The organism is Terricaulis silvestris (genome assembly GCF_009792355.1).
Lineage (GTDB): Bacteria > Pseudomonadota > Alphaproteobacteria > Caulobacterales > Aquidulcibacteraceae > Vitreimonas > Vitreimonas silvestris.
On the sequence record NZ_CP047045.1, the window covers coordinates 612677 to 634816 of the forward strand.

The window sequence follows — 22140 nt, forward strand, 5'->3', positions numbered from 1 at the left end:
CGCTTTTCGCCCCGGTCGCGACGTTCGGATGAAACGGCGTCAGGTTTTGTTAGATTTAGTCGATCCGGCGCCCGCGGAGAAGCTGAATGCTTGCGCGATAAATCAATCACCGTTAAGTTAATGGGCGCACGACACTAATTGTTCGCCCGTGGGGAGGTTGCATGGGCCAGACGTCGCCTAAATCGTTCGCCGTCGACTGGCCCGATCATTACGCCCGGACCCAGCCCTCGAAGGTCGCCCTGCAGAATCTCGAGACCGGCGAGACGCGAACGTGGAAGCAACTCGACGCGCAAACAGCACGGATCGCCAACGTCCTGCAGCATGAACTCCGCCTGCCGGTTGGCGCGCGTGTCGCCATGCTGATGAATAACGACCTGCGGCACTACGAAATTCAGTTTGCGTGCGCACGGACGGGCCTGGCGCTGGCGCCGCTCAATCTTCGGCTGACGTGTTCGGAACTCGTGTCGCTGTGCGGTGATTTGCGGCCCGACTTGCTGGTCGCCGACAAGACATGGCTGAAGCTCGCTTCCGAAGTTGCGCTGGAAGCGTCGATTCCACGACTCGTGTCGCTCGCCGATCTTGAGCAGATGGCGGAGCGGAGCGTTCCGACGCCCGCGCCGCATGATCTGGATGGGGACGCGCCATTCCTCATCCTCTACACGTCAGGCTCAACGGGAAAACCGAAGGCCGCAATCATCACGCTGAACGGCGTGATCTGGCAGGGGATCAATCAGGCGCAGTTCGGCGCAATCGGCGACAACGCCGCGCACGTCTTCAATCCGATGCCGTTGTTTCACGCCGGCGGCCTCAACGTGTTCTGCAATCCCGCTCTCTATTTCGGCGGCAAGGTGACGACGCAGGCGCGCTTTGATCCCGACGAAGCCGTGCGTTTCATCGGCGACCCGGCCAACGGTGTCACGCATATCGGCCTGCCGGCGGTCATGTATCAGATGATGGCCGATAGCCCGTCGTTTGCGAAAGCGGACTTTTCCGCCTTCCGCAAATTGCTGTTCGCTGGTTCGCAATTGCCCGACAGGTTGCGGGAAACCTACGCCGCAAAGGGCGTGAATTTCCTCATTCAGTACGGTGGCACCGAGACGGGGCCGACCATCACGTCGCTCGACACCAGCCGGCTCGACAAAGTGCGCGAGGGTTCGTGCGGGCAGAAGGTGATGAACATCCACATCCGGCTTGTCGATGCGGCCGGGCGCGACGTGCAACGTGGCGAGCCCGGCGAGGTTTGCGTCAAGGGGCCGGCCGTCATTCAGCGCTATCTCGATCGGGATCCGGCGCTTGATTTCGTCGACGGCTGGTTCCGCACCGGCGACGTCGCGCGTGAAGACGACGAAGGCTTCTTCTACATCGTCGATCGCATCAAGGAGATGTACAAATCTGGCGGCGAAAACGTGTATCCCGCCGAAGTGGAACGTGTGCTGATGCGCCATCCAGGCGTCGCGGACGTGGCCGTTGTCGGCGTCGGCGACGACAAGTGGGGCGAAGTCGGTCTCGCGGTGATCGTCGCCATGCCTGGCCATACAGTAACGTTGGAATCGTTGCGCACGGCGTGCGAGGGCCACCTCGCGCGCTACAAACATCCGCATCATCTTCGCGTCATCGAGGAGATGCCGCGCACAGGCATCGGCAAGATCGCCAAGCCGCAGCTGCGCGCTCTGTTTGCGAGCCGTCAATTAGACGGATCAGCCGTTGGCTGACTCAAAGCCGCACGCGTCATCGCGACAGGGATCGACCATGCGCGCCGTGATCGCAAGAGAACTAGGCCCACCGGACGCCCTCGCAATCGAAGACGTGCCCATCCCGCAACCGGCTAAAGGGGAGATACGCATTGCGGTGCGTGCCGCGTGCGTTGGCTTCGTGGATGCGCTTATTACTGCCGGACGCTATCAGCTGAAGCCCGACGTTCCGTTCATACCTGGATTTGAGTTCGCCGGCGTCGTGGACGCAGTTGGACATGGCGTCGCTTCGGATATCATTGGCGCGCGCGTATGCGCGACGGCTATTGGCGGAGGGTTTTCCGAGTTTGCAGTCGCTGCGGCGAGTTCCGCGTCGATTATTCCTACAGCAATGAGCTTCGAGGACGCAGCTGTGTTTCGAAGCGGACACGGCACCGCTTACTACGCTCTGGTGCAGCGCGGCCGCCTCGCGCCAGGCGAGATCGTACTCGTACTCGGCGCTGGCGGCGCCGTTGGCCTCGCTGCAGTCCAAGTGGCAAAGGCGCTCGGCGCGTATGTTGTCGCGTCAGCATCGTCGGCGGCGAAGCGAGAGATGGCGCGGCAAGCGCTGGCGGATGCCGTGGTGGATAGCGCGGCGGACGACTGGCGTGCACAAGTGAAATCGCTCACCGGCGGACGCAGCGCGGACATTATCTTGGATCCGGTCGGCGGCGACGCGACCGAGCAGGCGTTTCGGTCGCTGGCGTGGAATGGCCGGCATCTCGTGATCGGATTCGCGCAAGGTGACATTCCGCGGCTTCCGACCAATCTCGCACTCGTGAAGGGCGCCGCTCTCGTTGGCGTGGACGGCCGTCAGTTCGAGGCGCGCGAGCCGGCTACAGCCGCCGACAACATGACGCGGCTGTTTGTGCTCTTTGAGCATGGCGCCGTCCGTCCGCAGATCGGAGCCAAGTACGCGCTCGCGGATTTCCGCGCCGCCCTTTTCGCAGCGACCGACCGGTCTCAGACCGGCCGCATCGTCCTAGTGACCGCCTAGAACCTGCTGTCGCGTTTAAACTTAACGATGTTGCATTGTTCGCCAGAGATCACCTATGATCATTGATGCTTGTCGGAGCGTGGGTGATTTGCGGAGAGGACGTGGATCAGACCTGGAAAGACCTCGTCAATGCCGAACGCCTGCAGGCGTGGTTGGATAGCGAAGGCCTGGGCGACGGACCGCTGGAAAATCTGCGCCCGCTCGGTGGCGGCACGCAGAACATCTTGGTGAGCTTCGAACGCTCGGGGCAGGCGTACGTGTTGCGCCGGCCGCCGTTGCATCCCAACAGCGATGGCACCGAGACGATGAAGCGAGAGGCGCGCATCCTCGAGGCGTTGGCGCAGGAGGATGTCCCGCATCCGCGGTTTGTCGCGACATGTTCTGACACGAGTGTCTTGGGTGCGGCGTTTGTTATCACGCGGCGCGTCGATGGCTTCAACGCCACCGAAGGTCTGCCGCCCTTGCATCGCGCCGATCCAGCAATCCGCAGGCGCATGGGTCTTGCGATGGTCGATGGTCTCGTCGCGCTGGGCCGCGTCGATCACGTGACGGTTGGCTTGGCTGATGTGGGCCGCGTCGAAGGATTTCTAGAGCGGCAAGTGGGGCGGTGGCGCCGCGTACTCGACTCTTACATCGCATACGAGTCGTGGCCCGGTGTTGAGGGCTTGCCAGGCGTCGACGCCGTTGCGGCGTGGCTTGAGCAGCATCGCCCCTTGAGTTTCGCGCCAGGCATCATGCACGGGGACTTTCACCTCGCGAACGTGATGTTCCAGCCGGATGGACCAGAACTGGCTGCGATCGTCGACTGGGAGATGGCCACGATCGGCGATCCTCTTATCGACCTCGGCTGGCTATTGGCGACTTGGCCGGATCGGTCCGGCGCGGCCCACACCGGCCCAACGGTTGCGCCATGGGATGGTTTTCCAAGCGGCGACGAACTCGTCGCCCGTTATGCGGAAACCAGTACGCGCAGTGTCGCGGACATCGACTGGTATCGCGTCCTGGCCTGTTACAAGCTCGGCATCCTGCTCGAAGGCACGTTCGCGCGCTCTTGCGCCGGCAAGGCCTCCAAGGACATCGGACAAACGCTTCACGACAACGCCGTGCGCTTGCTCGCGCGCGCAAATTCTCTCGTCGAGTCGGGATAGCTCATCCAGTCACTCCATCGCGCAAGGCGCGCTGGGAAAATTAGAGGCGCACCAGAATGGCATGGGATTTCGAAACCGAGCCGGAGTTTCAGGAGAAGCTCGATTGGGTGAGCGCGTTCGTCACCGTTGAGGTCGAGCCGTTGGATCTCGTTTTGGGATCGGCGTATGACGTCGGCAATCCCGACTTCGTGCGCCTCGTGCGTCCGCTGCAAGCGGAAGTGAAGGCGCAGGGTTTGTGGGCGTGCCATCTCGGGCCCGAACTCGGCGGCGCCGGCTACGGGCAGGTCAAGCTCGGCCTTCTCAATGAGATTCTCGGGCGCTCGAGATTTGCGCCAACAGTATTTGGCGCGCAGGCGCCTGATACGGGCAACGCAGAAATCCTCGCGCATTACGGCACGCCTGAGCAGAAGCGGCGTTTTCTAGAGCCGCTTCTCGCAAACGAAATCGTATCATGCTTCTCGATGACTGAACCGCAGGGCGGTGCCGATCCGCTTGTCTTCACGACGTCGGCCCGTCTCGATGGCGACGCGTGGGTGTTGAACGGAGAAAAGTGGTTCTCATCGAACGCACACCTGGCCGCGTTCTTGATCGTCATGGCGGTGACCGAGCCGGATCACCCCGATCCCTATCGGCGCATGTCGATGCTGATCGTGCCGTCCGACACGCCCGGCATCGAGATCATTCGCACCGTTGGTTACGCCGGCGAGGCGAGCTCGGGGCATTCCTATATTCGGTACAATGACGTTCGGGTGCCGGCCGACCACATCCTAGGCGGGCGAGGGGATGCGTTTGTCGTAGCGCAAACGCGTCTCGGCGGCGGCCGCATTCATCATGCCATGCGCACGATCGGCGAAGCGCGGAAGGCGTTCGATTTGACTTGCGAGCGGGTACTGTCGCGTTTCACCCAAGGCTCGACGCTCGCGGAGAAGCAATTGGTCCAGGAGAAGATCGCCGATTGCTGGATCGAGCTTGAGCAGTTTCGCCTTCTTGTGATGAGGACCGCGTGGCTCATCGACAAGCATAAGGACTACCGAAAAGTACGCCGCGACATCGCCGCGGTGAAGGCGGCCATGCCCAAGGTGCTGCATGACATCGCCGCGAGGGCTTTGCATCTGCATGGATCGATCGGCATGTCAGATGAGATGCCATTCATGGCGATGATCGCCAATTCCTTCCTGGTAGGATTGGCGGACGGGCCGACGGAAGTTCACAAGATCACTGTCGCGCGGCAGACGCTGCGCAAGTACGAGCCGACTGACAGGCTGTTTCCCAGCTACCACTTGCCGACAGCGCGTGCGCGCGCCCGCGAAAAGTTTGGGCTGGCTTCGGAATAAAGGTGGAGACCTAAAATGGCGCCTGCTCCTGGCATTAATCGGATCGTCCTCGTACATGGCGCCGCTCACGGCGCATGGTGCTGGGAAGTGTTGACGCCAATTCTCATGTCGTACGGACACGAGGTGCAGACGTTGGATTTGCCGGGCCTGGGCGATGATGCGACGCCGCCGGCGAACGTTCATCTCGCGGATTATGTTGAGCGTATCGTGGGCATCTTGAAGAGCCGCGATGCGCCCGCACTTTTGCTCGGACACTCGATGGGCGGCGTGCCGGTTTCGCAAGCGGCGGAGAATGCTCGCGAGCATGTCGCCAGAGTCGTTTATCTCACCGCCGTCTCGCCGCAGAGCGGCGACTCGATGGGGAGTTTACCCTTGATGGAGCACCCGCAATCCGCGTCGCGCGCGCTGCGGCCGAGTTCGATCGAGGGCGCTGTCGAATTTGATCCGGCTATGGCCGAAGAAGTTTTCTACAATCGCTGCACGCCCGACATCGTTCGCCGCGCCACGGCTCGGCTAAGACCCCAAGCGGCGGCGCCGATTAGAGAGCCTGTCGTCCTCTCGCACGACCGATATGGACGGATCCCTAAGTCGTATATCGTTTGCACCGATGACCAGGCATTTCCGGTTTCGGCGCAGCATTGGATTTGCGACCGCTCATCAATTCAACGAAAGCGCTCGATCGACTCCGATCATTCACCATTCTTCTCGGCGCCGCACGAGCTCGCCAAGATCATTCATGAGGAGGCGAGCGCTGGCGATGACGCGTAGTCTTACGCGCTGACCCTTGCGACTGCCGGCGCCGACGACGGCAGCTTCGGAATAACTTCCTCGCCGAGCAGCCGAACCATGTCGACAAATTCCTCGCGTGGCACACCGCCCATGTCCATCTTGATGAGATTGACGTCAGCGCCGACGGTGGTGGCGACTTTGCTCAGGCGTTCCGCGAACTCCGCGGGGCCGCCGACGATGGCGGGGCCGTCAGTGGTCAGGAAATCATAATCGAACGTAGCCGTCAGATAGGGCGGGGGATCCGGGTTCACGCTCTTGATGATAGCGGTGTTGAAGGCGTGATAGGCGCGATAACGCGGCTCGTAACGCGCTCGCGCTTTTGCCGCGGTGGCGCCGACCCAACCGTGCCAGCATGCGCCGACTTGCGCTTTGTGCTTATGGCCCGCTTCGGCAAAGGCCTCGCGATAGACGTCCGCCATCGGTGCGAACTTACCGGGCTTTCCGAATGCGCTGGGTAGCATGAGATTTAATCCCAGCCGGCCCGCGAGTTTTGCCGTCTCCGGCGAGCTGCCGCCGCCGACCCAGATCGGCGTGTCTTGTTGGACGGGTGTGGGTTGAAGCTTTTGTCCTTTGAGCGGTGCGCGGAATTTTCCAGCCCAGTGCACTGGCTTTCCAGGCCAGAGCTCGCACGCCAACTCGATCGACTCTGAGAAGAGCGCATAGGAATCATCGATGGACTGACCAAACAGGGCGTAGGTGTCGACGAAGAAATTTCCACGCCCGACAACGAGATCGACGCGACCGCCGGAGATGACATCTACCGTGGCGTAGTCCTCCGCCATGCGGAGCGGGTCGAGATTGGCTGCCAACGCCACCGAGCTTCCGACGCGCAACTTTGTCGTGCGCGCCGCTATCGCACTCATGAGGATAGGCGGCGCCGAGAAGGTGTAATCGATGCCGTGGTGCTCGCCGATATAGATCCCGTGCAGCCCCAACGTGTCCCCGACTTCGGCCGCCTCAATCATCATACGGTAGCGCTCAGGTGCGGAGAACGGGCGGCCAGTGATGGGATCATCGACGATGTCCCCCAGCGACATAAGGCTTACCTTCACGAACCGCTCCACCTTGCGACCTGGCTTTCACCTTACGGTGTTGGGTTTATGTGCGCAAGGGCAGGCCGGGCCAGACAAAAAAGACTTCAATTATACAGCAAAACAGCGGTGATTTAAGCTTAAACAATGTTAAATTGATGGAGCGATGCTCCTCCCGAGCGCTGACCGATACGCGCGGCCGCCCAGGCTAGGGCGGCCGCGCGTTGTTTCAGAACCGCTCGCCAACTATCTCCTCGCTCTTGGTCCACAACGCTTTCGCGTGTTCGCCATCGAGCGCGTAGGAGCGCACGCCGCTGCGGACTTCGTCGCCGGCGTCGGTGACATCGGCGACGTGGCAATCCTCGCAGAAGCGTGCCGCCACATCCTCCGCGGGAGCGACCACGCCGGCCCACACGCTCGTCGCTGCGCCCTGTGGGATCGTCTTGAGCTCGAACGCCGGTTCGCCGCGCGCTTGCGCTTGGACGTTGAGCTGCGTCACAATGGATTGAAGCGCACCTGGCGCCATGTGACGCGCGAGTTCGGTCTCGATGCCGCCCGGATGCACCGCAGTCGCACGCACGCCGCGCGCTTGGTGGCGACGATCGAACTCTACTGCGAATAGGACGTTTGCGGTCTTCGAACGCCCGTAAGCGCCAAAGTCAGTGTATTCGGTGCGCTCGAAGTTCGGATCGTCCAGGTTCACGTCCGAATAGCGATGCCCGGACGACGACAGGTTCACCAGCCGCGATCCCGGCGCGAACAGCGGCGCGATGCGGTTGATGAAGACGAAATGGCCGAGGTGGTTTGTGCCGAACTGCGTTTCGAAACCATCCTCGGTCAGGGTCCGCGTCGGAATCGCCATTACGCCGGCGTTGGCGATGACCAGATCGAACTTTTGGCCGTCGGCGTTGAGCTTGTCCGCGGCGGCTCGCACGCTCTTGAGCGAGGCGAGGTCCATCTCGATCAGCTCGATGCCGGGGATATGCGCCGTGGCGCTCCTCGCCTTTTCGAGATTGCGCGCCGTACCGATGACGCTTGCGCCGTGCGCGGCAAGGGTGCGTGCCGTCTCGACGCCGAGACCCGCGGAAACACCGGTGACGAGGACTCGCTTGCCTGTGATATCGACGCCTTCAAGCACGTCGTCGGTTGTGGACTTCGCTCCAAATGTCTTGGCCACGGGAGGGCTCCTTTGAGGGTCGGGCGAAGCCGGAAGGGTTCGCCGCACGCCTTGCCTAAATGGCGCCCCAGGCGACCACGAGGGTACCTGATCAATGCGAATCCTTGCCTATTCCTCTCAAGAGTACGCGTCCACGCCTTGCCGGGGTCTCCGCGCTGGCCGATGTTCAACGCTATGCAAGGGCACCTCGAAAATCTGCTCGCGTTAGCCTCCCGCCACGCTGATGGCGCCGTTGAGGCCGCGATCCCTGGCATCGCTATCACCGTCGCGCGCCAGAAGACTCAGCCCACGGTCGGTATGTTCCAGCCGCGCTTCTGTCTGGTGCTGCAGGGCGCGAAGGAGGTGACGATCGGCGATCGGTGCATGCGCTACGATCCGACCAGGTATTTCATCGCATCTTTGGAGGTGCCCGCCACCGGCTGTATCATCGAGGCAGACGCGAACCATCCGTATGTCGGCCTCAGCATGGTGCTTGATCCGGAGGCGTTGGCAGCGCTTCTAGTCGAGACACCGGCTTCGACCGACGGTGATAAAGCAAGCTTCGCGGTGAGTCCGGTGACGGCGCAATTGTTGGACCCGTGCGTGCGGCTGATGGCCTTACTCGACACGCCTCGCGACATTCCTGTGCTCGCGCCGATGCTAAAGCGCGAAATCCTCTATCGCTTGCTGCAAGGTCCGCAAGGCGGCGCTCTTCGCCAAATTGCAAACGCCGACGGCCGCTTGGGGCAAGTGCGCCGCGCCATCGCTTGGATCCGCGAGCACTTCGATCAAAACCTGCGCGTCGAAACGCTTGCCGCGGTCGCCGGGATGAGCACAGCGTCTTTTCATCGTCACTTCAAGGCGGCCACTGCGATGAGTCCGTTGCAGTACCAAAAAAGTATACGCCTTCAACAGGCGCGCCTCATGCTAGCGACCAAGCGGGATGCGGCGCGCGTTGGTTATGCCGTTGGCTACGAGAGCGCATCCCAATTCAGCCGCGAGTATGCGCGTCAATTCGGCCTACCACCCGCGCGCGACGCCTTGCGCCTCCTCAGCGGTGCGGCCACCGCAGATGCGAGCGCCTGAGGCCCTCGTCTCTAGATTTTTTCCCAGGGATGCGAAAAGCCGACATCGGTGAACACCACGCGTCTGGCGTTGTCGGTCTGCTGGAGCAGGGGAAGGCGCTGGGTCCTGCAGGGATGATAGACGGCGGCGACGCTGATCGAGAGGAACGGATCCCAAACTTCGTCATGTGGGTAGGCGTCCGCCGAGAACCATTGCGCGTCCAGCGCCTCGGGGGCGCCCGCGCGCAATGGCGTCGCTTTCTCCAACATTGCCATCAAACAGATATGGACTTGGTTGAGGGCGGTGATGCTGATGACGCCATGCGTGAGCAGGTTCGAGGGCTCGATCAGCAGGCCGGTCTCTTCAAAGACTTCGCGCGAGCCCGCAGCCTCAACCGATTCACCCTTTTCGACGTAGCCACCGGGCGGCGCCCATTTCCCACGGTAGGGATCAACGCCACGTCGGATCATGAGCAATTTGTCTTCGGCGTAGACCGCCACAAGCGTGAGCAGTTGGGGCCCGTTGTTGTGAATGTTACCGCAGGACGAACAACGAAAGGACTCGCCTTGGTCGGCCGGCGGCTGGGGAACTCCACACTGCGCGCAGAACGGGGACATGCGTCGCGTTATGCGTCGCATTCCGTCCGAAAACAAACGCTTCGTGCGAGCGAGCTAGTTCGTCCCGAACCATAAATGAACGATGAGTCATTGCTCACTATGTGACGATGGTCTAGGTTGGGCGTTCTGCTGCCCCCGGGAGCCTGCGCCATGGATTTCTCCACCTACCAAACCATCGTGTTCAGCCGCGAAGGCCGCGTGCTGACGATCACGCTGAACCGTCCCGACAAGCTCAACGCCACCGACGCCTTGATGCACGAGGAACTCGCGCGCGTGTTTACGGAAGCGGCGCGCGACCCGGAATCCGACGTCATCATCTTCACCGGCGCAGGCCGCGCCTTTTGCGCCGGCGGCGATATTCGCTGGATGCAGGACATGATCGAGGATCAGTCCAAGTTCGAAAAGACCGGCCGCGAAGCCAAACAGATCGTCTTTTCCATCCTCGATTGCGAGAAGCCGATCATCGCCAAGGTCAATGGTCACGCCACCGGGCTTGGCTGCACCATGGCGCTCCTGTGCGACGTGATCTTCGTGTCGGACGCCGCCAAGCTGGGCGATCCGCATGTCAGCGTGGGCTTCGTCGCTGGCGACGGCGGCGCGGTGATTTGGCCGCAGCTCATCGGTTATGCGCGGGCAAAAGAGCTGTTGATGACAGGCGACTTGATCACCGCAGAGCGCGCCGCCAGCATAGGTCTGGTCAACCACGCACTGCCCGCCGCCGAACTCGATGAAGCGGTTGCGGCCTTTGCGCGGCGTCTCACGCAGGGCGCAATCAAGGCGATCAGCTGGACCAAGGTCTCCGTCAACATCGGTTTGAAGCAATTAGCTCATTCCATCATGGATGCGTCGATTGCCTACGAGGCGATGTCCAACCAGACCGCGGAGCACAAAGAGGCGGTGGCGGCGTTTCTCGAAAAGAGAAAACCCAACTTCACCGGCGCCTGACATGGATTTCACCGAATCCGAGGACATCCAGCAGCTGCGGGACACGCTGTCTCGTTTCGTCGAGAAGCGCATGCCGCGCGCGTCTGCCGCGCAATGGGACAAGGAAAACGCGTTCCCGCGTGAGGTGTTCAACGAACTGGCGCAGCTCGGCGTCATGGGCCTGACGGTGCCGGAGGAGTACGGCGGCGTAGGCCGCGATATTCTCGCAACCATGATTACGGTCGAGGAATTGTCGCGGCGTAGCTTGGCTGTTTCGGTGCCATACATCATGGCCGCTTGTTACGCAGGTATGAACCTGGACGAATGTGCGAGCGAGGAACAGAAGCGAGAATTGTTGCCGCGGGTGGCCTCCGGCGATCTTCTCTTCGCTTACGGCTGGACCGAGCCCGATGTCGGCGCTGATGTGGCCAGCGTTAAGACGAAGGTGGTGAGGGACGGCGACGTACTTCGCGTCGACGGGCAAAAGCGCTTCTGTTCCGGCGCTGCGATTTGCGACTACATTTTCACGCTAGCGCGCAGCGGCCCGCCTGAGGATCGGCGTAACAATCTTTCGGTCGTTCTGGTGCCGCCGACCGCGCCTGGCGTCACGATCACGACGATCGAAGGGCTGGGCATGAAGGGCGCGGCAACCACGGACGTTGTGTTCGATGGTGTCGAAGTGCCCATTCAAAACCTGCTCGGCGGCGAGGAGGGCTGGAACCGCGGCTGGTCCATGATCACGGGCTCCGGCTTGGACGTCGAAAAACTGGAGGTCGCCGCGATCGGTATTGGGATCGCCCGCGCCGCGCTTGAAGATGCGCTGGAGTACGTGCAGCAGCGCCAGCAATTCGGCAAACGGATCGGCTCTTATCAGTCGATCCAACACAAGCTCTCGGAAATGGCGACGCAACTGCATGCGGCGCGGCTCGTGCTCTACCATGCTGCGTGGCTGGCCGACCAGCACCTGCCATGCTCTCGGGAAACGTCCATGGCGAAGTTGTTCGCCACCGAAGCGGCGAAATCGATCGCGCTTGAGTGCCAGACCATTTTTGGGGCTTATGGCTACGTCAAAGGGTTTGACGTTGAGCGCTATGTCCGCGATGCGCTGCTGCTGCCAATCATTGGCGGCTCTACGGCGATCCAGAAAAACAACATCTTCAAGACGATGGGTATCCGTCCAACCTAGGCCGTGGAAGGATCGAGGCCAATGAAGGATGCTGCCGCCAAGTCCGCTGCTCCCGCGTCGCGAATGCGACGCGCGCGACCGGCGCCGAAACCAACGCGCGAGGAGAAAGCGGAGCTTTTGCGCGAAACCATCTTTCGCGCCGCAGCCGATATCGTGGGTGAACTCGGCTACGCCGAAGCCTCCATCGCCCGCATCACCGAACAAGCCGGAATCGCGCAGGGCACGTTTTATCTCTATTTCGAAAGCCGCCAGGCGCTGTTCGATGAGCTGTTGCCGCACGTCGGCCAGGACCTCGTTCGCTACATTCACGAGCGCGTGCAGGGTTTGAAGACTTACCTCGCGATCGAGGAGGAGGGGTTTCGCGCGTTCTTCGACTTCTGCCGCCGCAACACCGGATTTGTTCGCGTGTTGAACGAGGCCGAGATGGCAGCGCCTGCGGCGCATCGGGCGCACTTCAAGATCGTTCTTGAATCCTACGCGCGATCTTTGCGCCGTAGTATTGCGGCGGGCGAGATCCGAAAGTTCTCGGCGAAGGAAGTCGAAGCGCTTGCGTACGCTTTGATGGGCGCGCGCAGCTATCTCTATCTCGGCTACATTAAGTACGGCGACGGCAACAAGAAGCTGCCAGAGGACGTCGTGCAGACGTACCTCAAACTCGTGCGCCTCGCTTTGGTCTAGCCGCCGGGCGCGGCCATCGCCGCCGAGAATCCTTGGTCGGCGAGAACGAGCGAACCCTGCAATGCGCGGGCGGCGTCCGAACACAAAAACAAAACGACCTGCGCGATGTCTTCCGGTTCCATCATGGCGTTGCCATACGGGCTCGGTGAGTTCGCGGTGCGCTTTGCCATGGATACTTCCTGCTCCGGCGTCAGCTCGTCGCCCGCGAAGCCGAGCATGGGCGTTCGCACCGAACCCGGACCGACACTGTTGATGCGAATGCCGGTGCGGCGGAGTTCAGGTGCCATGGTTCGGGTGAAATGCACCAGCGCCGCCTTGCTAGCGGCGTAGACAGCGCAACCCTCGACCCCCAGCTGTGCGGCGGCCGATGCGATGTTGACGATGGCGCCGCCGTCACCGCTCTTACGCATGAGCGGCAGCGCCGCCTGCACCATCGAGATCGCGCCGAGAGTGTTGACAGCGAACATCAGGTCGACGTGCTGCGTCGGCATTTCCTGCAGCGGCGCGCGAAAGAAAACGCCCGCGCAATTGACAAGGACGTCAAGCCGTTCGTGCGTTTTCTCGACGGCCAGAAGTGCCGCGGTGATCGAAGCTCTGTCGGTCACATCGCAGGTGAGGGCGGTTGCGTGGCCGCCACTCCCGGCGATGTCGGCGCAGACCGCCTGCATGGCGCTGGCTGGTTTTTCTGAGAGCACGAACACATGCGCGCCATTCTTCGCCAACAGCTTGGAAGTTGCGGCGCCGATGCCGCTGGCGCCGCCGGTGACGATCGCGATCTTATCGTTCAGCATTCAGGCGTCCTCCCGGATGCGGCCCGCCAGATGGCCCTCGCGTATGGCGATGAGCAGGTCGCGCGGCGCCTGTGCGTCGCCGATCAGGTGCAGCGCATATGCCGGTTTTTGGCGCAGCCCTCCGCCCAGCGCGCGATACAAGTCCGTTTGCGGTTCGTTGTAGGTGACGAGGACGACCGTGTCAGCGGGTTCGCGCCAGACTTGTTCGCCATCGATGTAGCCGACCTCGCAGGCGTCGGCGCCGATCGATACCAAGCGCGCGCGCACGTGCAGCGTAAAATCGCCTTGCCGTAGCCGGCCCAATGCAGGATCGCTGCGCACCATGGCCTCGATGTGGGGCGCGAAGGAGGAATGGCGCGTCACGAATGTGACTTTCAAACCCTGTGTGATCAGATGCTCCGCCACCGCTATCGCTTCGTAGTGTCCGACATCGTCCAGCACGACGGCGCTCTTCCCAAGCGTGTCGCGCGGACGCTGAAACACGTCGTGCGAGGAGAGCACGTGGCCGCGGTCGAAGCCTGGCACTGGCCGTTCTGGACGCTGCACTTGGAAGCCGTCCATGCGGGGTAACGAGCCGGTGGCGATGATGACGACATCTGGCTTCTCTGCCAGCACGTCTTCCGCTTCGACATAGGTGGACAGCCGCACGTCGACACCAAGCGTGTAGATCTCTTGCTCGAGCCAATAGATGATGTCGCCGATAGTCTGCAGCTTCGGCGCTTGGCGCGCGATTTGAATGGCGCCGCCGAGCGCGGCCTGCGCTTCCAACAGCACCACCTTGTGACCGCTGAGCGCTGCAAGACGGGCGGCCTCCAGGCCGGCGGGACCGCCGCCGACAATGACGACTTTGCGCGGCGATTTCGCGGGCTTGATCAAATCTTCCGAGAGCGTTGCCTCGAACCCGACGGCGGGATTGACGGTGCATAGCATGCGCTGCAGCGACGTGCGGATGCCGGCGACACAGCCTTGATTGCAGGCGATGCACGGGCGCACGCGGTCGGCTTTGCCGGCGACGGTCTTTGCGATCAGATCGGGCTCAGCGATCATGCCACGCACGAAGCTCACCATGTCGGCGCTGCCTTCGCGGATGGCTTGGTCGCCTTCTTCCAAGGTCCGGTAGCGCCCGGCGATCATCGTCGGCACCGTTGCGCGCGCGGCGATCGGACCGGCGGAGGAGAGCATGTAGCCCACGGGCATATCCATGGCGCCCAGCATCGAAGCGATGGAATAGGGGCTGCCCATGGAAGCGCTGACATAGTCAACGTGCCCTTCGGTGCAGAGCCGCGCGACGACTTCGCCGGCTTCCTCAAAGGTGAACCCGCCGGGGACGTTGTAGTCGGAAATGCGGATGCCGATCGGAAAATCGGGGCCGGCGGCTTTGCGGAGCGCGATCAGAATGTCGCGCGTGAGGCGCATCCGGTTTTCGAGCGAGCCACCGTATTCATCGTCGCGCTTGTTAGTGAGCGGGCATAGAAATTGGTGCAGCAGATAACCGTGCCCGGCGTGAAGTTCGACGCCATCGAGGCCAGCGGCTTGCACGCGCAACGCGGTCGCGACGAAGGCCTCGGTAATCTCCTCGATCTGATCGTGCGTCATCGCAAACGGCGTATTCACGGCGCCGAGCGGACACGGAACGGTTGACGCCGAGAGTGGCGCGCGCCCATCAGCGGGCGCCCAACGGTGGCCGCCGTGCCAGAGTTGCACGAACATCCGCGCGCCGTGCTTGTGGTGTGCGTCCCCGAGCGCGGTGAACCCCGGAATAATGCTGTCATCCCACGCCGCCACGGTGTGCGTGTAGGACGACGGATGCACCACCGTGGCTTCGAGGATGTTGAGGCCAAGGCCCGCTTTTGCGCGCGCCTCGTGGTAGGCGATCAGATCCTCGGTTATGCCGCCTTTGCCGTAGCTGGTGCCGTGGGCCGCGCGCGCGATGCGGTTCTTGACCTCAAGCTTGTTGATGCGGATAGGTTCGAGGATGTGAGTGAGCGCCATGATTTCGCGCCTCAGGCTGACCAGACGATCTTCTGCGAAAGGAGAGAGTCGATTTCCGCGGCGTCGAAACCAGCTTCCGCGAGGAGTTCGGTTGGACCAGCGTCGCCGATGGGGGAGAGGTTCACCAAGTCGGGATGGTTGGAGAGGCGCGGCGCCGGCGCGGATACCTTTGCGGCGCCCGACGTCTGCACGGTTCTGCGTTCGGCCAAATGCGGATCGTGCGGCAATTCATCGAAATCGAGCACCGGGGCGCCGCAGGCTTCAGCGTCGGCGAACAGCGCGGTCCATTCCGCTTGCGTGCGCGTCTGGATGACAAGGGCGATGCGCTGCTTCAGCGCCGGCCACTTTGAATGATCCATCTGCGCGGGGACTGAGGAGTCGACATCGGTCAGCCCCAACACGTTCAGCATCGATGCGTAGAATTTCTGCTCGATAGCGCCGACCGAGAAATAGCGGCCATCCGCGCACCGATAGACCCCGTAGAACGGCGCAGCGCCCGAGAGCAATTGATGGCGCTTGTCGCCGTCCCAAAGACCGAGCGCCATTTCACCGAACATGCCGTTGAGCATGTAGGCGGCGCCATCGGCAATGGCGGCGTCCACCACTTGGCCACGGCCCGTCGTCTCGCGCTCGTGCAGCGCCAACAACACGCCAATCACCAACGGATAGGAGCCATTGGCGAGATCGCCCAACAGAGCAGGCGGCGCAACCGGCGTCGTTTCGCCAATCGTGCCGAGCGCGCCTGAAATCGCGAGATAGTTGATGTCATGCCCAGCGCGACGCGCATACGGGCCGGTTTGGCCCCAACCGGTGAGGCGGGCGTAGATCAGGCGCGGATTGGCCTCCAGCAACGCTTCGGGTCCAAGCCCCAGCCGTTCCATCACGCCGGGGCGAAAACCTTCGACCAACACGTCGCTGTGCTTTGCCAATCTGCGCGCGACGGCCTGTCCTTCCGCGCTGCGAAGATCCAGGCCGATCGATTGCTTGCCTCGCGCCATCGCCGCCGCGGGATCGAACGGCATGGGATCAGGACGGCGAATGCTCAGCACCTTTGCGCCGAAATCCGCGAGCATCATCGTTGCGAAGGGGGCTGGGCCCAATCCAGCCAAGTCGAGAACGCGTACGTCCTTGAGTGGGCCGCGCGAAGGCAGCGGCTTTGTCACGCGCGCGCCGCGCGCGGTTCAGGCGCATCGCTGACCAAAGGGATTACCTCGCGCCCGAGAATTTCGACCATCTCCACATATTCTTCGCGCCCCACGCCGCCCATGTCCATCTTGATCAGATTGAGGTCGCTGCCGACGAGGGCGGAGACCTCAAGCAGACGTTCCGCAAAGCGTTGTGGTCCGCCGACGATGGCGGGACCGGCGGACGTGAGGAAGTCGTAGTCGAACGCCGCCGTCAGATAGGCTGGCGGATTCGGGTTGACGCTCCGGATCACGCGCTGATTGAACGCATGATAACCTTCGTACCGTGGCTCGAACCGTTTGCGCGCAATGGCGTCGTTCTTTGCGACCCAGCCGTGCCAACAAGCGCCGACTTGAGCCGCGTGTTTATGCCCAGCGGCGGCGAACGCTTCGCGGTAGACGTCGGCCATGGGCGCGAACTTGTCGGGCCGGCCGAAGGCGCTCGGCAGCATGAGCTTTAAGCCAAGCCGGCCCGCGAGCTTGGCGGTGTCGGGCGACGAGCCGCCGCCAACCCAGAACGGCAGCTCACCTTGCTGCAACGGCGTCGGCTGCAGGCGTTGACCGTTGATCGGGGGCCGGAACGCGCCGATCCAATGCACCGGCTCACCTGGCCAGAGCTTGCACAGGAGCTCCATCGACTCGCTGAAACGGGCAGGAGAATCAGACACCGACTGGCCAAACAGTGTGTAGGTGCCCTCAAAGAAGTTGCCGCGGCCCGTGACGAGATCGAGCCGGCCGCCCGAAATAACGTCCACGGTGGCGTAGTCCTCGGCCAAGCGGAAAGGGTCGAGATTGGCGGCCAACGCCACCGCTGTGCCGACGCGCAAATTGGTTGTCCGTTCGGCGATGGCGCTGAGCAGCACTGGTGGGGCGGAAAACGTGTAATCAATACCGTGGTGTTCGCCGATATAAATCCCGTGCAGGCCCACCCGGTCGCCAACTGCGGCGGCCTCGATCGTCATGCGGTACCGTTCTTGGGCTGAGAATGGGCGGCCCGTAACCGGGTCGTCCATGATGTCGCCCAAGGACATGAGGCTGACTTTCATACCCGCCTTCCCGCGCTGTTACCCGCGATGTCTTACACTGTATGTTTTATGGAGGCAACCACAGGCCATAAGGATTGGCGGGATGCCCGCCTCAACGGGTTCCTAGCCGCAATATTAGCCGTTGCCAGGCTAATTCGTACGATGTTAGTTTATCCAACACGGTTTTGTTTCGCGGGCCGAGCAAAGGGAGCCGAAATGATCCATCACTTCGCAATCGCCGTGAAGGATTTCGACACCTCACACCACTTCTACACCGAGGTCATGGGCTTCAAGCTTGTCGCCGGCGTGAAACGCATGGCGCCGGGCGGCGGCTGGACCAAGCACATGTTTTACGACATGGGCCGCGGCAAGTTCATGGCCATCTGGGACCTGAAGGGCATCGAAGGCGTACAAGTGCAGCCTGACGAGTGGCGCAGCGCGATCTCCAAGGGCCTGGGCCTGCCCGGTTGGATCAACCACTTCGCGTTTGAGTGTTCAGGCGAAGAGGAAATGCAAGAGCGTAAGCAACGTTGGCTCGACGCCGGCTATCACGTCTCGGAAACCGATCACGCCTTTATCCGCTCAATCTACACCTACGATCCGGACGGCAATTGGATCGAGTGGACCTACGATACGCGGCCGGTCAACGAAGCTGACCGGATTGAAGCTGAGGAAATCCTCGCGGACGATACGCCGTCAACGATCCCGGATTACGAGGGAACGTTCACGCGCTCGACGGCGCAAAAATACCGTGCGCCGCCGCGCCAACCGGCCAGATGAGCGTGACGAAGGCCGCCGAGAAGAAGGCGTCGTCGAATCGCCGAAGCGCGGAGTTGCTCGACCTTTACGAGCGCATGGTGCTCATCCGCGAAGCTGAGCGGATGTGCGGCGTGCTGTTTGCAGAAGGCGAAATTCCCGGCTTCATTCACTTAAGCGATGGGCAGGAAGCGGTCAGCGTCGGCGTCATGGCGTCGATGACCGCGGAGGACACCATCTCGTCCACGCATCGTGGCCACGGTCACGCCTTGGCGAAGGGATTGGCGCTCGACTCCTTCTTCAAGGAGCTGATGGGAAAAGTTGACGGCGCCTGCAAGGGGCGGGGCGGCAGCATGCACGTCGCTGACTTGTCTGTCGGGATGTTGGGTGCGAACGGCATCGTGGGCGGCGGCGTTGCGATCGCGGTTGGCAGCGGCCTGGCCCACAAGCTGCGTGGCGGAGACGCTATCGCGGCATCTTTCTTTGGCGACGGAGCGCTGGCGGAAGGCGTGTTCCACGAATCCCTCAACATTGCTTCGTTGATGCAGATTCCGGTGCTGTTCGCGTGCGAGAATAATGGCTGGTCGGAGTTCAGCCCGACCAGCACGCAAATTGTGTTCTCGCTCGAAGATCTCGCGGCCGCGCACAAAATCGACTACCGCCGCGTCGACGGCAGCGACCTCGAAGAAGTCTCGGCGGTTGCATCGGAAATTATCGACGCCATGCGTCGTGACCGGCGCCCCAGAGTGCTTGAGTGCATTACGGTCCGCGCGCGCGGGCACTTCGAGGGCGACGCGCAACGCTATCGCGGCGCTGGACCGGCGCCCGTCGATCCGTTGGCAAAAACCCGCTTGTTGTTGGAGGAGGCCGGCGCGTCAGCCGGCGACCTCGATCAATTGAGCGAACGCGCACGCACCCAGGTCGCGGCTGCAATCGAGGCCGCGCGCCGCAGCGATGAGCCGACGCTGCAATCGGCGGCGGAAGAAGTTTACGCGCAAGGGGTGAAGCCATGAGCGCGAGCGCCGTTCGATTGGGCCACGTCATCAACCGGGCCTTGGATGATGCATTGGCCCGCGACTCGACCGTCGTGCTGATGGGCGAAGACATCGGCAAAGCCGGTGGTTCGTTTGCCGTGACGCGCGGCCTTCAGGAAAAGCACGGGCGTGCGCGCGTCATCGACATGCCAATTTCGGAGAACGCCATCGCGGGCATGGCCGTGGGTCTGGCGCTGAGCGGCTATCGGCCCGTTGTCGAAATCATGTTTATGGATTTCATCGCCCTGGCGATGGATGCCGTCGTCAACCAAGCCGCGAAACTGCACTTCATGTTTGGCGGGCAGGGCGCGGTGCCGCTCGTCATCCGCACGCAACATGGCGGCGGCCTGAACGCCGGCCCACAGCATTCGCAGTGTCTGGAGGCGTGGTTCGCACACATACCCGGTTTGAAAGTTGTGTGCCCGGCGACTTTGGACGACGCGTATGCGCTCCTGCAGGCGTCGATCGATGATCCCAATCCCGTGATCTTCATCGAGCACAAGTCGCTCTATGCGATGAAGGGCGAGTTGTCCGCGCCGCCGCCTGAGGCGCGGCTCGGCGTTGCGAACATCGTTCGCCCAGGGACGGATGTAACGATCGTGACCTACGGGGCCATGGTTCAAAAAGCACTGGCCGCGGCGGATCGGCTCGCGCAGGAGTCCATCGACGCGGAAGTGATCGACCTTCGCACTATCCAGCCATGGGACGAAGCGACCGTGTTGGAATCGCTTTCGCGCACGCATCGGCTTGTGGTGGCGCATGAGGCGGTCGAGGCGTTCGGCGTCGGTGCCGAGATCGCCGCGCGGATGGCGCACGTTGGTTTTGACGAACTCGACGGTCCGATCGTGCGCGTAGGCGGCGCCTTCATGCCGGTGCCTTTCGGGCGCGGGCTGGAAGCGGCGTATCTCCCCGGCGAAGCACAAATCGTTGAAGCCGCGCGGTCGACCTATGGATAGTGCGCAATCCTTGGATGCCGAGCTTCCCATCGTGATGCCCAAGCTGGGGCTGACGATGCAGGAAGGCGTGCTAGCGGAATGGCGCGTCGAGCCTGGCGACGAAGTCGTTGCGGGCCAGATCATATTCGTCGTCGAGACCGATAAGATCAGCAACGAGATCGAAGCGCCCGCGGCAGGACGCATTACGCGGCTGCTGGCGGAGACCGGCGCGACGATCGAGGTCGGCGCACCGGTTGCGCTTTGGACCGGGCAGGCGCAGCGCGCCGCCGATGCAAGCAGTGCGGCGGTGCAAGCTTCGCCGCGCACCGGCATTGAGCGCGCTCCGTTGCGTACGGCCGCCGAATCCGGCGGGCGCTTGCTCTCGACACCGATTGCCCGGCGCATGGCCGCGCTGCACAACATCGCGTTGGCGAGTGTGACGGGCACAGGCCCGCGTGGGCGCATCCAGGCTCGCGATGTCGAATCCGCAATTGGTCAACGCGGCGCCATTGTGACCGCGCAGGTTGCACGCATTCGGCCCGATTTGACGCGCGAACAGGAGATGCGCCGCCTCATCGCTCAGCGTTTGTCGCGGAGTAAGGCGGAGATACCTCACTTCTATCTCTCGGCGGACGCCAAGTTCGATGCGTTGGCTGCGCTACGCGAGGATTTGGGAAGGGACCCGGCCGCGCCGAAACTGAGTGTGACGGCGCTTTTTGTCGCCGCCATCGCGCGGGCGTTGGCGGAACATCCTGATGCCAATGTCGTATGGCGCGGCGACATTGCCACGCCGCTGGCCGCGATCGGCGTGGGCGTTGCGGTCGAAACGCCGCTTGGCGTCATGGCGCCGGTGCTGCAAGACGCCGATAAGCTTGCGCCGCGCGAGCTCGCGGCGGCGATGGCGGGCGCGATCGAGCGCGCGAAGGCGGGAAAGATGCGCCCTGGCGATGCGGCGCCCGCCGCGATCAGCATTTCCAATGTCGGCATGTTTGGCGTGCGTTCCCTCACGCCGATCATCGATCCTGATCAGACCTACATTCTCGGCGTCGGCGCCCCGCAGCATGTTGTCCGGCCCGACGCGCGCGGAAAGCCAAGCGCCGTCCGCGAAATTACGCTGACACTCGCGTGCGATCACCGCGCCGTCGACGGCGCGCCCGCGGCGCGGCTGCTGTCGACAATCGTCAGCCTGATTGAAAGCCCGTCGCGTCTGCTCATTGCGCGCGCTGGCGCTTAGGGCTTGTCCGCGAACACCCAGTAGAGCGGATCCTCGGGCACGGAACCGCCTTGCGTCTTGATCTTGGCGTACGGACCATTGACCCAATCGGCAGTGCTCGGTCGCATCGAGTACATGTCGCACGTGAGCGTGCGCTCGATGATGCGCCATTCTTCGCCGCGCTTCTCGAAGCGGTCGAGATAGCGGCCGTGGATGATGAAATCCTCCCGCCCGGTCACGACAGTGCGTTCGTGCGCCGCGATATAATAGGTTTCCGCGTGCGCCGCGCTCGGGCTCGCGAACTCCACAAGGATGTTGCCGAGCATGTGATGCGTGCGCATGTCGGCGGTGAGCGCCAGAGAGAAATCGAAGAAGTCCGAGACCGGTCCTGAAAAGCTTAGGTGATTGTCAATGGCCTCAGGCCAGTAGGCGGTCGCTAGAATAGCCCGGTCGCGCCGATCCATGCCGCGCGAATAGCGCATGAGGCATTCGCGGATCGCTTCTTTGTCCAGCAATTGCTGCAGCGCGCTGTGCTCTTCGGTCGCCATCTTATCC

21 protein-coding genes are annotated in these 22140 nt (G+C 62.5%); 13 read left to right on the plus strand and 8 right to left on the minus strand.

Translation table 11 applies throughout. From position 1 onward, the window contains the following. The first annotated feature begins 161 nt into the window (after window positions 1-161). The 5 genes from DSM104635_RS02810 (at window position 162) to DSM104635_RS02830 (ending at window position 5977) form a co-directional block, all read left to right on the plus strand. The gene (locus DSM104635_RS02810; RefSeq protein WP_158764742.1) at window positions 162-1712 is read left to right on the plus strand and encodes an AMP-binding protein; all 1551 of its coding nucleotides are present in this window, start codon (window positions 162-164) and stop codon (window positions 1710-1712) included. A 37-nt stretch (window positions 1713-1749) separates the two neighbouring features. After that, window positions 1750-2727, plus strand: coding sequence for an NADPH:quinone oxidoreductase family protein (locus DSM104635_RS02815; RefSeq protein WP_158764743.1), 978 nt, complete (start codon window positions 1750-1752; stop codon window positions 2725-2727). Between the two features lie 101 nt (window positions 2728-2828). Then, entirely contained in the window at window positions 2829-3875 is a 1047-nt protein-coding gene (locus DSM104635_RS02820) for a phosphotransferase family protein (protein ID WP_228445814.1), read from the plus strand. Window positions 3876-3931: 56 nt separating this feature from the next. Further along, window positions 3932-5209 (plus strand): acyl-CoA dehydrogenase family protein, encoded by a 1278-nt coding sequence (locus DSM104635_RS02825; RefSeq protein WP_158764745.1) that lies wholly within the window; start codon window positions 3932-3934, stop codon window positions 5207-5209. A gap of 15 nt (window positions 5210-5224) precedes the next feature. Further along, the gene (locus DSM104635_RS02830) at window positions 5225-5977 is read left to right on the plus strand and encodes an alpha/beta fold hydrolase (RefSeq protein WP_158764746.1); all 753 of its coding nucleotides are present in this window, start codon (window positions 5225-5227) and stop codon (window positions 5975-5977) included. A gap of 2 nt (window positions 5978-5979) precedes the next feature. Here DSM104635_RS02830 and DSM104635_RS02835 read toward each other — a convergent pair whose 3' ends face one another. Beyond that, window positions 5980-7050, minus strand: coding sequence for an LLM class flavin-dependent oxidoreductase (locus DSM104635_RS02835; RefSeq protein ID WP_158764747.1), 1071 nt, complete (start codon window positions 7048-7050; stop codon window positions 5980-5982). A gap of 208 nt (window positions 7051-7258) precedes the next feature. After that, entirely contained in the window at window positions 7259-8206 is a 948-nt protein-coding gene (locus DSM104635_RS02840; protein WP_158764748.1) for an SDR family NAD(P)-dependent oxidoreductase, read from the minus strand. A 162-nt stretch (window positions 8207-8368) separates the two neighbouring features. On the opposite strand from DSM104635_RS02840, the gene DSM104635_RS02845 reads away from it, so the two are divergent. Then, the gene (locus DSM104635_RS02845; protein ID WP_228445815.1) at window positions 8369-9271 is read left to right on the plus strand and encodes an AraC family transcriptional regulator; all 903 of its coding nucleotides are present in this window, start codon (window positions 8369-8371) and stop codon (window positions 9269-9271) included. Between the two features lie 11 nt (window positions 9272-9282). Here DSM104635_RS02845 and DSM104635_RS02850 read toward each other — a convergent pair whose 3' ends face one another. After that, a complete protein-coding gene (locus tag DSM104635_RS02850; protein ID WP_323368337.1) occupies window positions 9283-9888 on the minus strand; it encodes an NUDIX domain-containing protein in 606 nt (201 codons plus the stop codon). Between the two features lie 129 nt (window positions 9889-10017). On the opposite strand from DSM104635_RS02850, the gene DSM104635_RS02855 reads away from it, so the two are divergent. From DSM104635_RS02855 to DSM104635_RS02865, 3 genes are read left to right on the plus strand one after another with little or no spacing between them, the layout of a single operon-like run. Next, on the plus strand, window positions 10018-10812 hold the full coding sequence (locus tag DSM104635_RS02855; protein WP_158764751.1) for an enoyl-CoA hydratase/isomerase family protein: 795 nt from the start codon (window positions 10018-10020) through the stop codon (window positions 10810-10812). Window position 10813: 1 nt separating this feature from the next. Further along, window positions 10814-11977 (plus strand): acyl-CoA dehydrogenase family protein, encoded by a 1164-nt coding sequence (locus DSM104635_RS02860; protein WP_158764752.1) that lies wholly within the window; start codon window positions 10814-10816, stop codon window positions 11975-11977. A 21-nt stretch (window positions 11978-11998) separates the two neighbouring features. Continuing rightward, window positions 11999-12655 carry a TetR/AcrR family transcriptional regulator gene (locus DSM104635_RS02865; RefSeq protein WP_158764753.1) on the plus strand — a complete coding sequence of 219 codons (657 nt, stop codon included), beginning with the start codon at window positions 11999-12001 and terminating at the stop codon, window positions 12653-12655. Here the strand turns inward: DSM104635_RS02865 and DSM104635_RS02870 are convergent. Genes DSM104635_RS02870 through DSM104635_RS02885 form a run of 4 tightly spaced genes read right to left on the minus strand, consistent with a single transcriptional unit; the run spans window position 12652 to window position 17668 of the window. Further along, a complete protein-coding gene (locus DSM104635_RS02870; protein WP_158764754.1) occupies window positions 12652-13446 on the minus strand; it encodes an SDR family NAD(P)-dependent oxidoreductase in 795 nt (264 codons plus the stop codon). The two genes, DSM104635_RS02865 and DSM104635_RS02870, sit on opposite strands and share 4 nt — an antisense overlap. Beyond that, the gene (locus DSM104635_RS02875) at window positions 13447-15438 is read right to left on the minus strand and encodes an oxidoreductase (RefSeq protein WP_158764755.1); all 1992 of its coding nucleotides are present in this window, start codon (window positions 15436-15438) and stop codon (window positions 13447-13449) included. Between the two features lie 11 nt (window positions 15439-15449). Then, entirely contained in the window at window positions 15450-16601 is a 1152-nt protein-coding gene (locus DSM104635_RS02880) for a CaiB/BaiF CoA transferase family protein (RefSeq protein ID WP_158764756.1), read from the minus strand. Further along, a complete protein-coding gene (locus DSM104635_RS02885; RefSeq protein ID WP_158764757.1) occupies window positions 16598-17668 on the minus strand; it encodes an LLM class flavin-dependent oxidoreductase in 1071 nt (356 codons plus the stop codon). Before DSM104635_RS02885 ends, DSM104635_RS02880 begins: the two co-directional genes overlap by 4 nt. Before the next feature lie 195 nt (window positions 17669-17863). Between DSM104635_RS02885 and DSM104635_RS02890 the strand changes: the two genes are divergently transcribed. From DSM104635_RS02890 to DSM104635_RS02905, 4 genes are read left to right on the plus strand one after another with little or no spacing between them, the layout of a single operon-like run. After that, window positions 17864-18427, plus strand: coding sequence for a VOC family protein (locus DSM104635_RS02890; protein WP_158764758.1), 564 nt, complete (start codon window positions 17864-17866; stop codon window positions 18425-18427). Then, window positions 18424-19416 (plus strand): thiamine pyrophosphate-dependent dehydrogenase E1 component subunit alpha, encoded by a 993-nt coding sequence (locus tag DSM104635_RS02895; protein WP_158764759.1) that lies wholly within the window; start codon window positions 18424-18426, stop codon window positions 19414-19416. Before DSM104635_RS02890 ends, DSM104635_RS02895 begins: the two co-directional genes overlap by 4 nt. Beyond that, the gene (locus DSM104635_RS02900) at window positions 19413-20393 is read left to right on the plus strand and encodes an alpha-ketoacid dehydrogenase subunit beta (protein ID WP_158764760.1); all 981 of its coding nucleotides are present in this window, start codon (window positions 19413-19415) and stop codon (window positions 20391-20393) included. The genes DSM104635_RS02895 and DSM104635_RS02900 overlap by 4 nt, the downstream gene beginning before the upstream one ends. Window positions 20394-20403: 10 nt before the next feature. Beyond that, entirely contained in the window at window positions 20404-21606 is a 1203-nt protein-coding gene (locus tag DSM104635_RS02905; RefSeq protein ID WP_228445817.1) for a dihydrolipoamide acetyltransferase family protein, read from the plus strand. Here DSM104635_RS02905 and DSM104635_RS02910 read toward each other — a convergent pair. Continuing rightward, window positions 21603-22133 carry a nuclear transport factor 2 family protein gene (locus tag DSM104635_RS02910; protein ID WP_158764762.1) on the minus strand — a complete coding sequence of 177 codons (531 nt, stop codon included), beginning with the start codon at window positions 22131-22133 and terminating at the stop codon, window positions 21603-21605. The two genes, DSM104635_RS02905 and DSM104635_RS02910, sit on opposite strands and share 4 nt — an antisense overlap. Window positions 22134-22140: the final 7 nt, after the last annotated feature.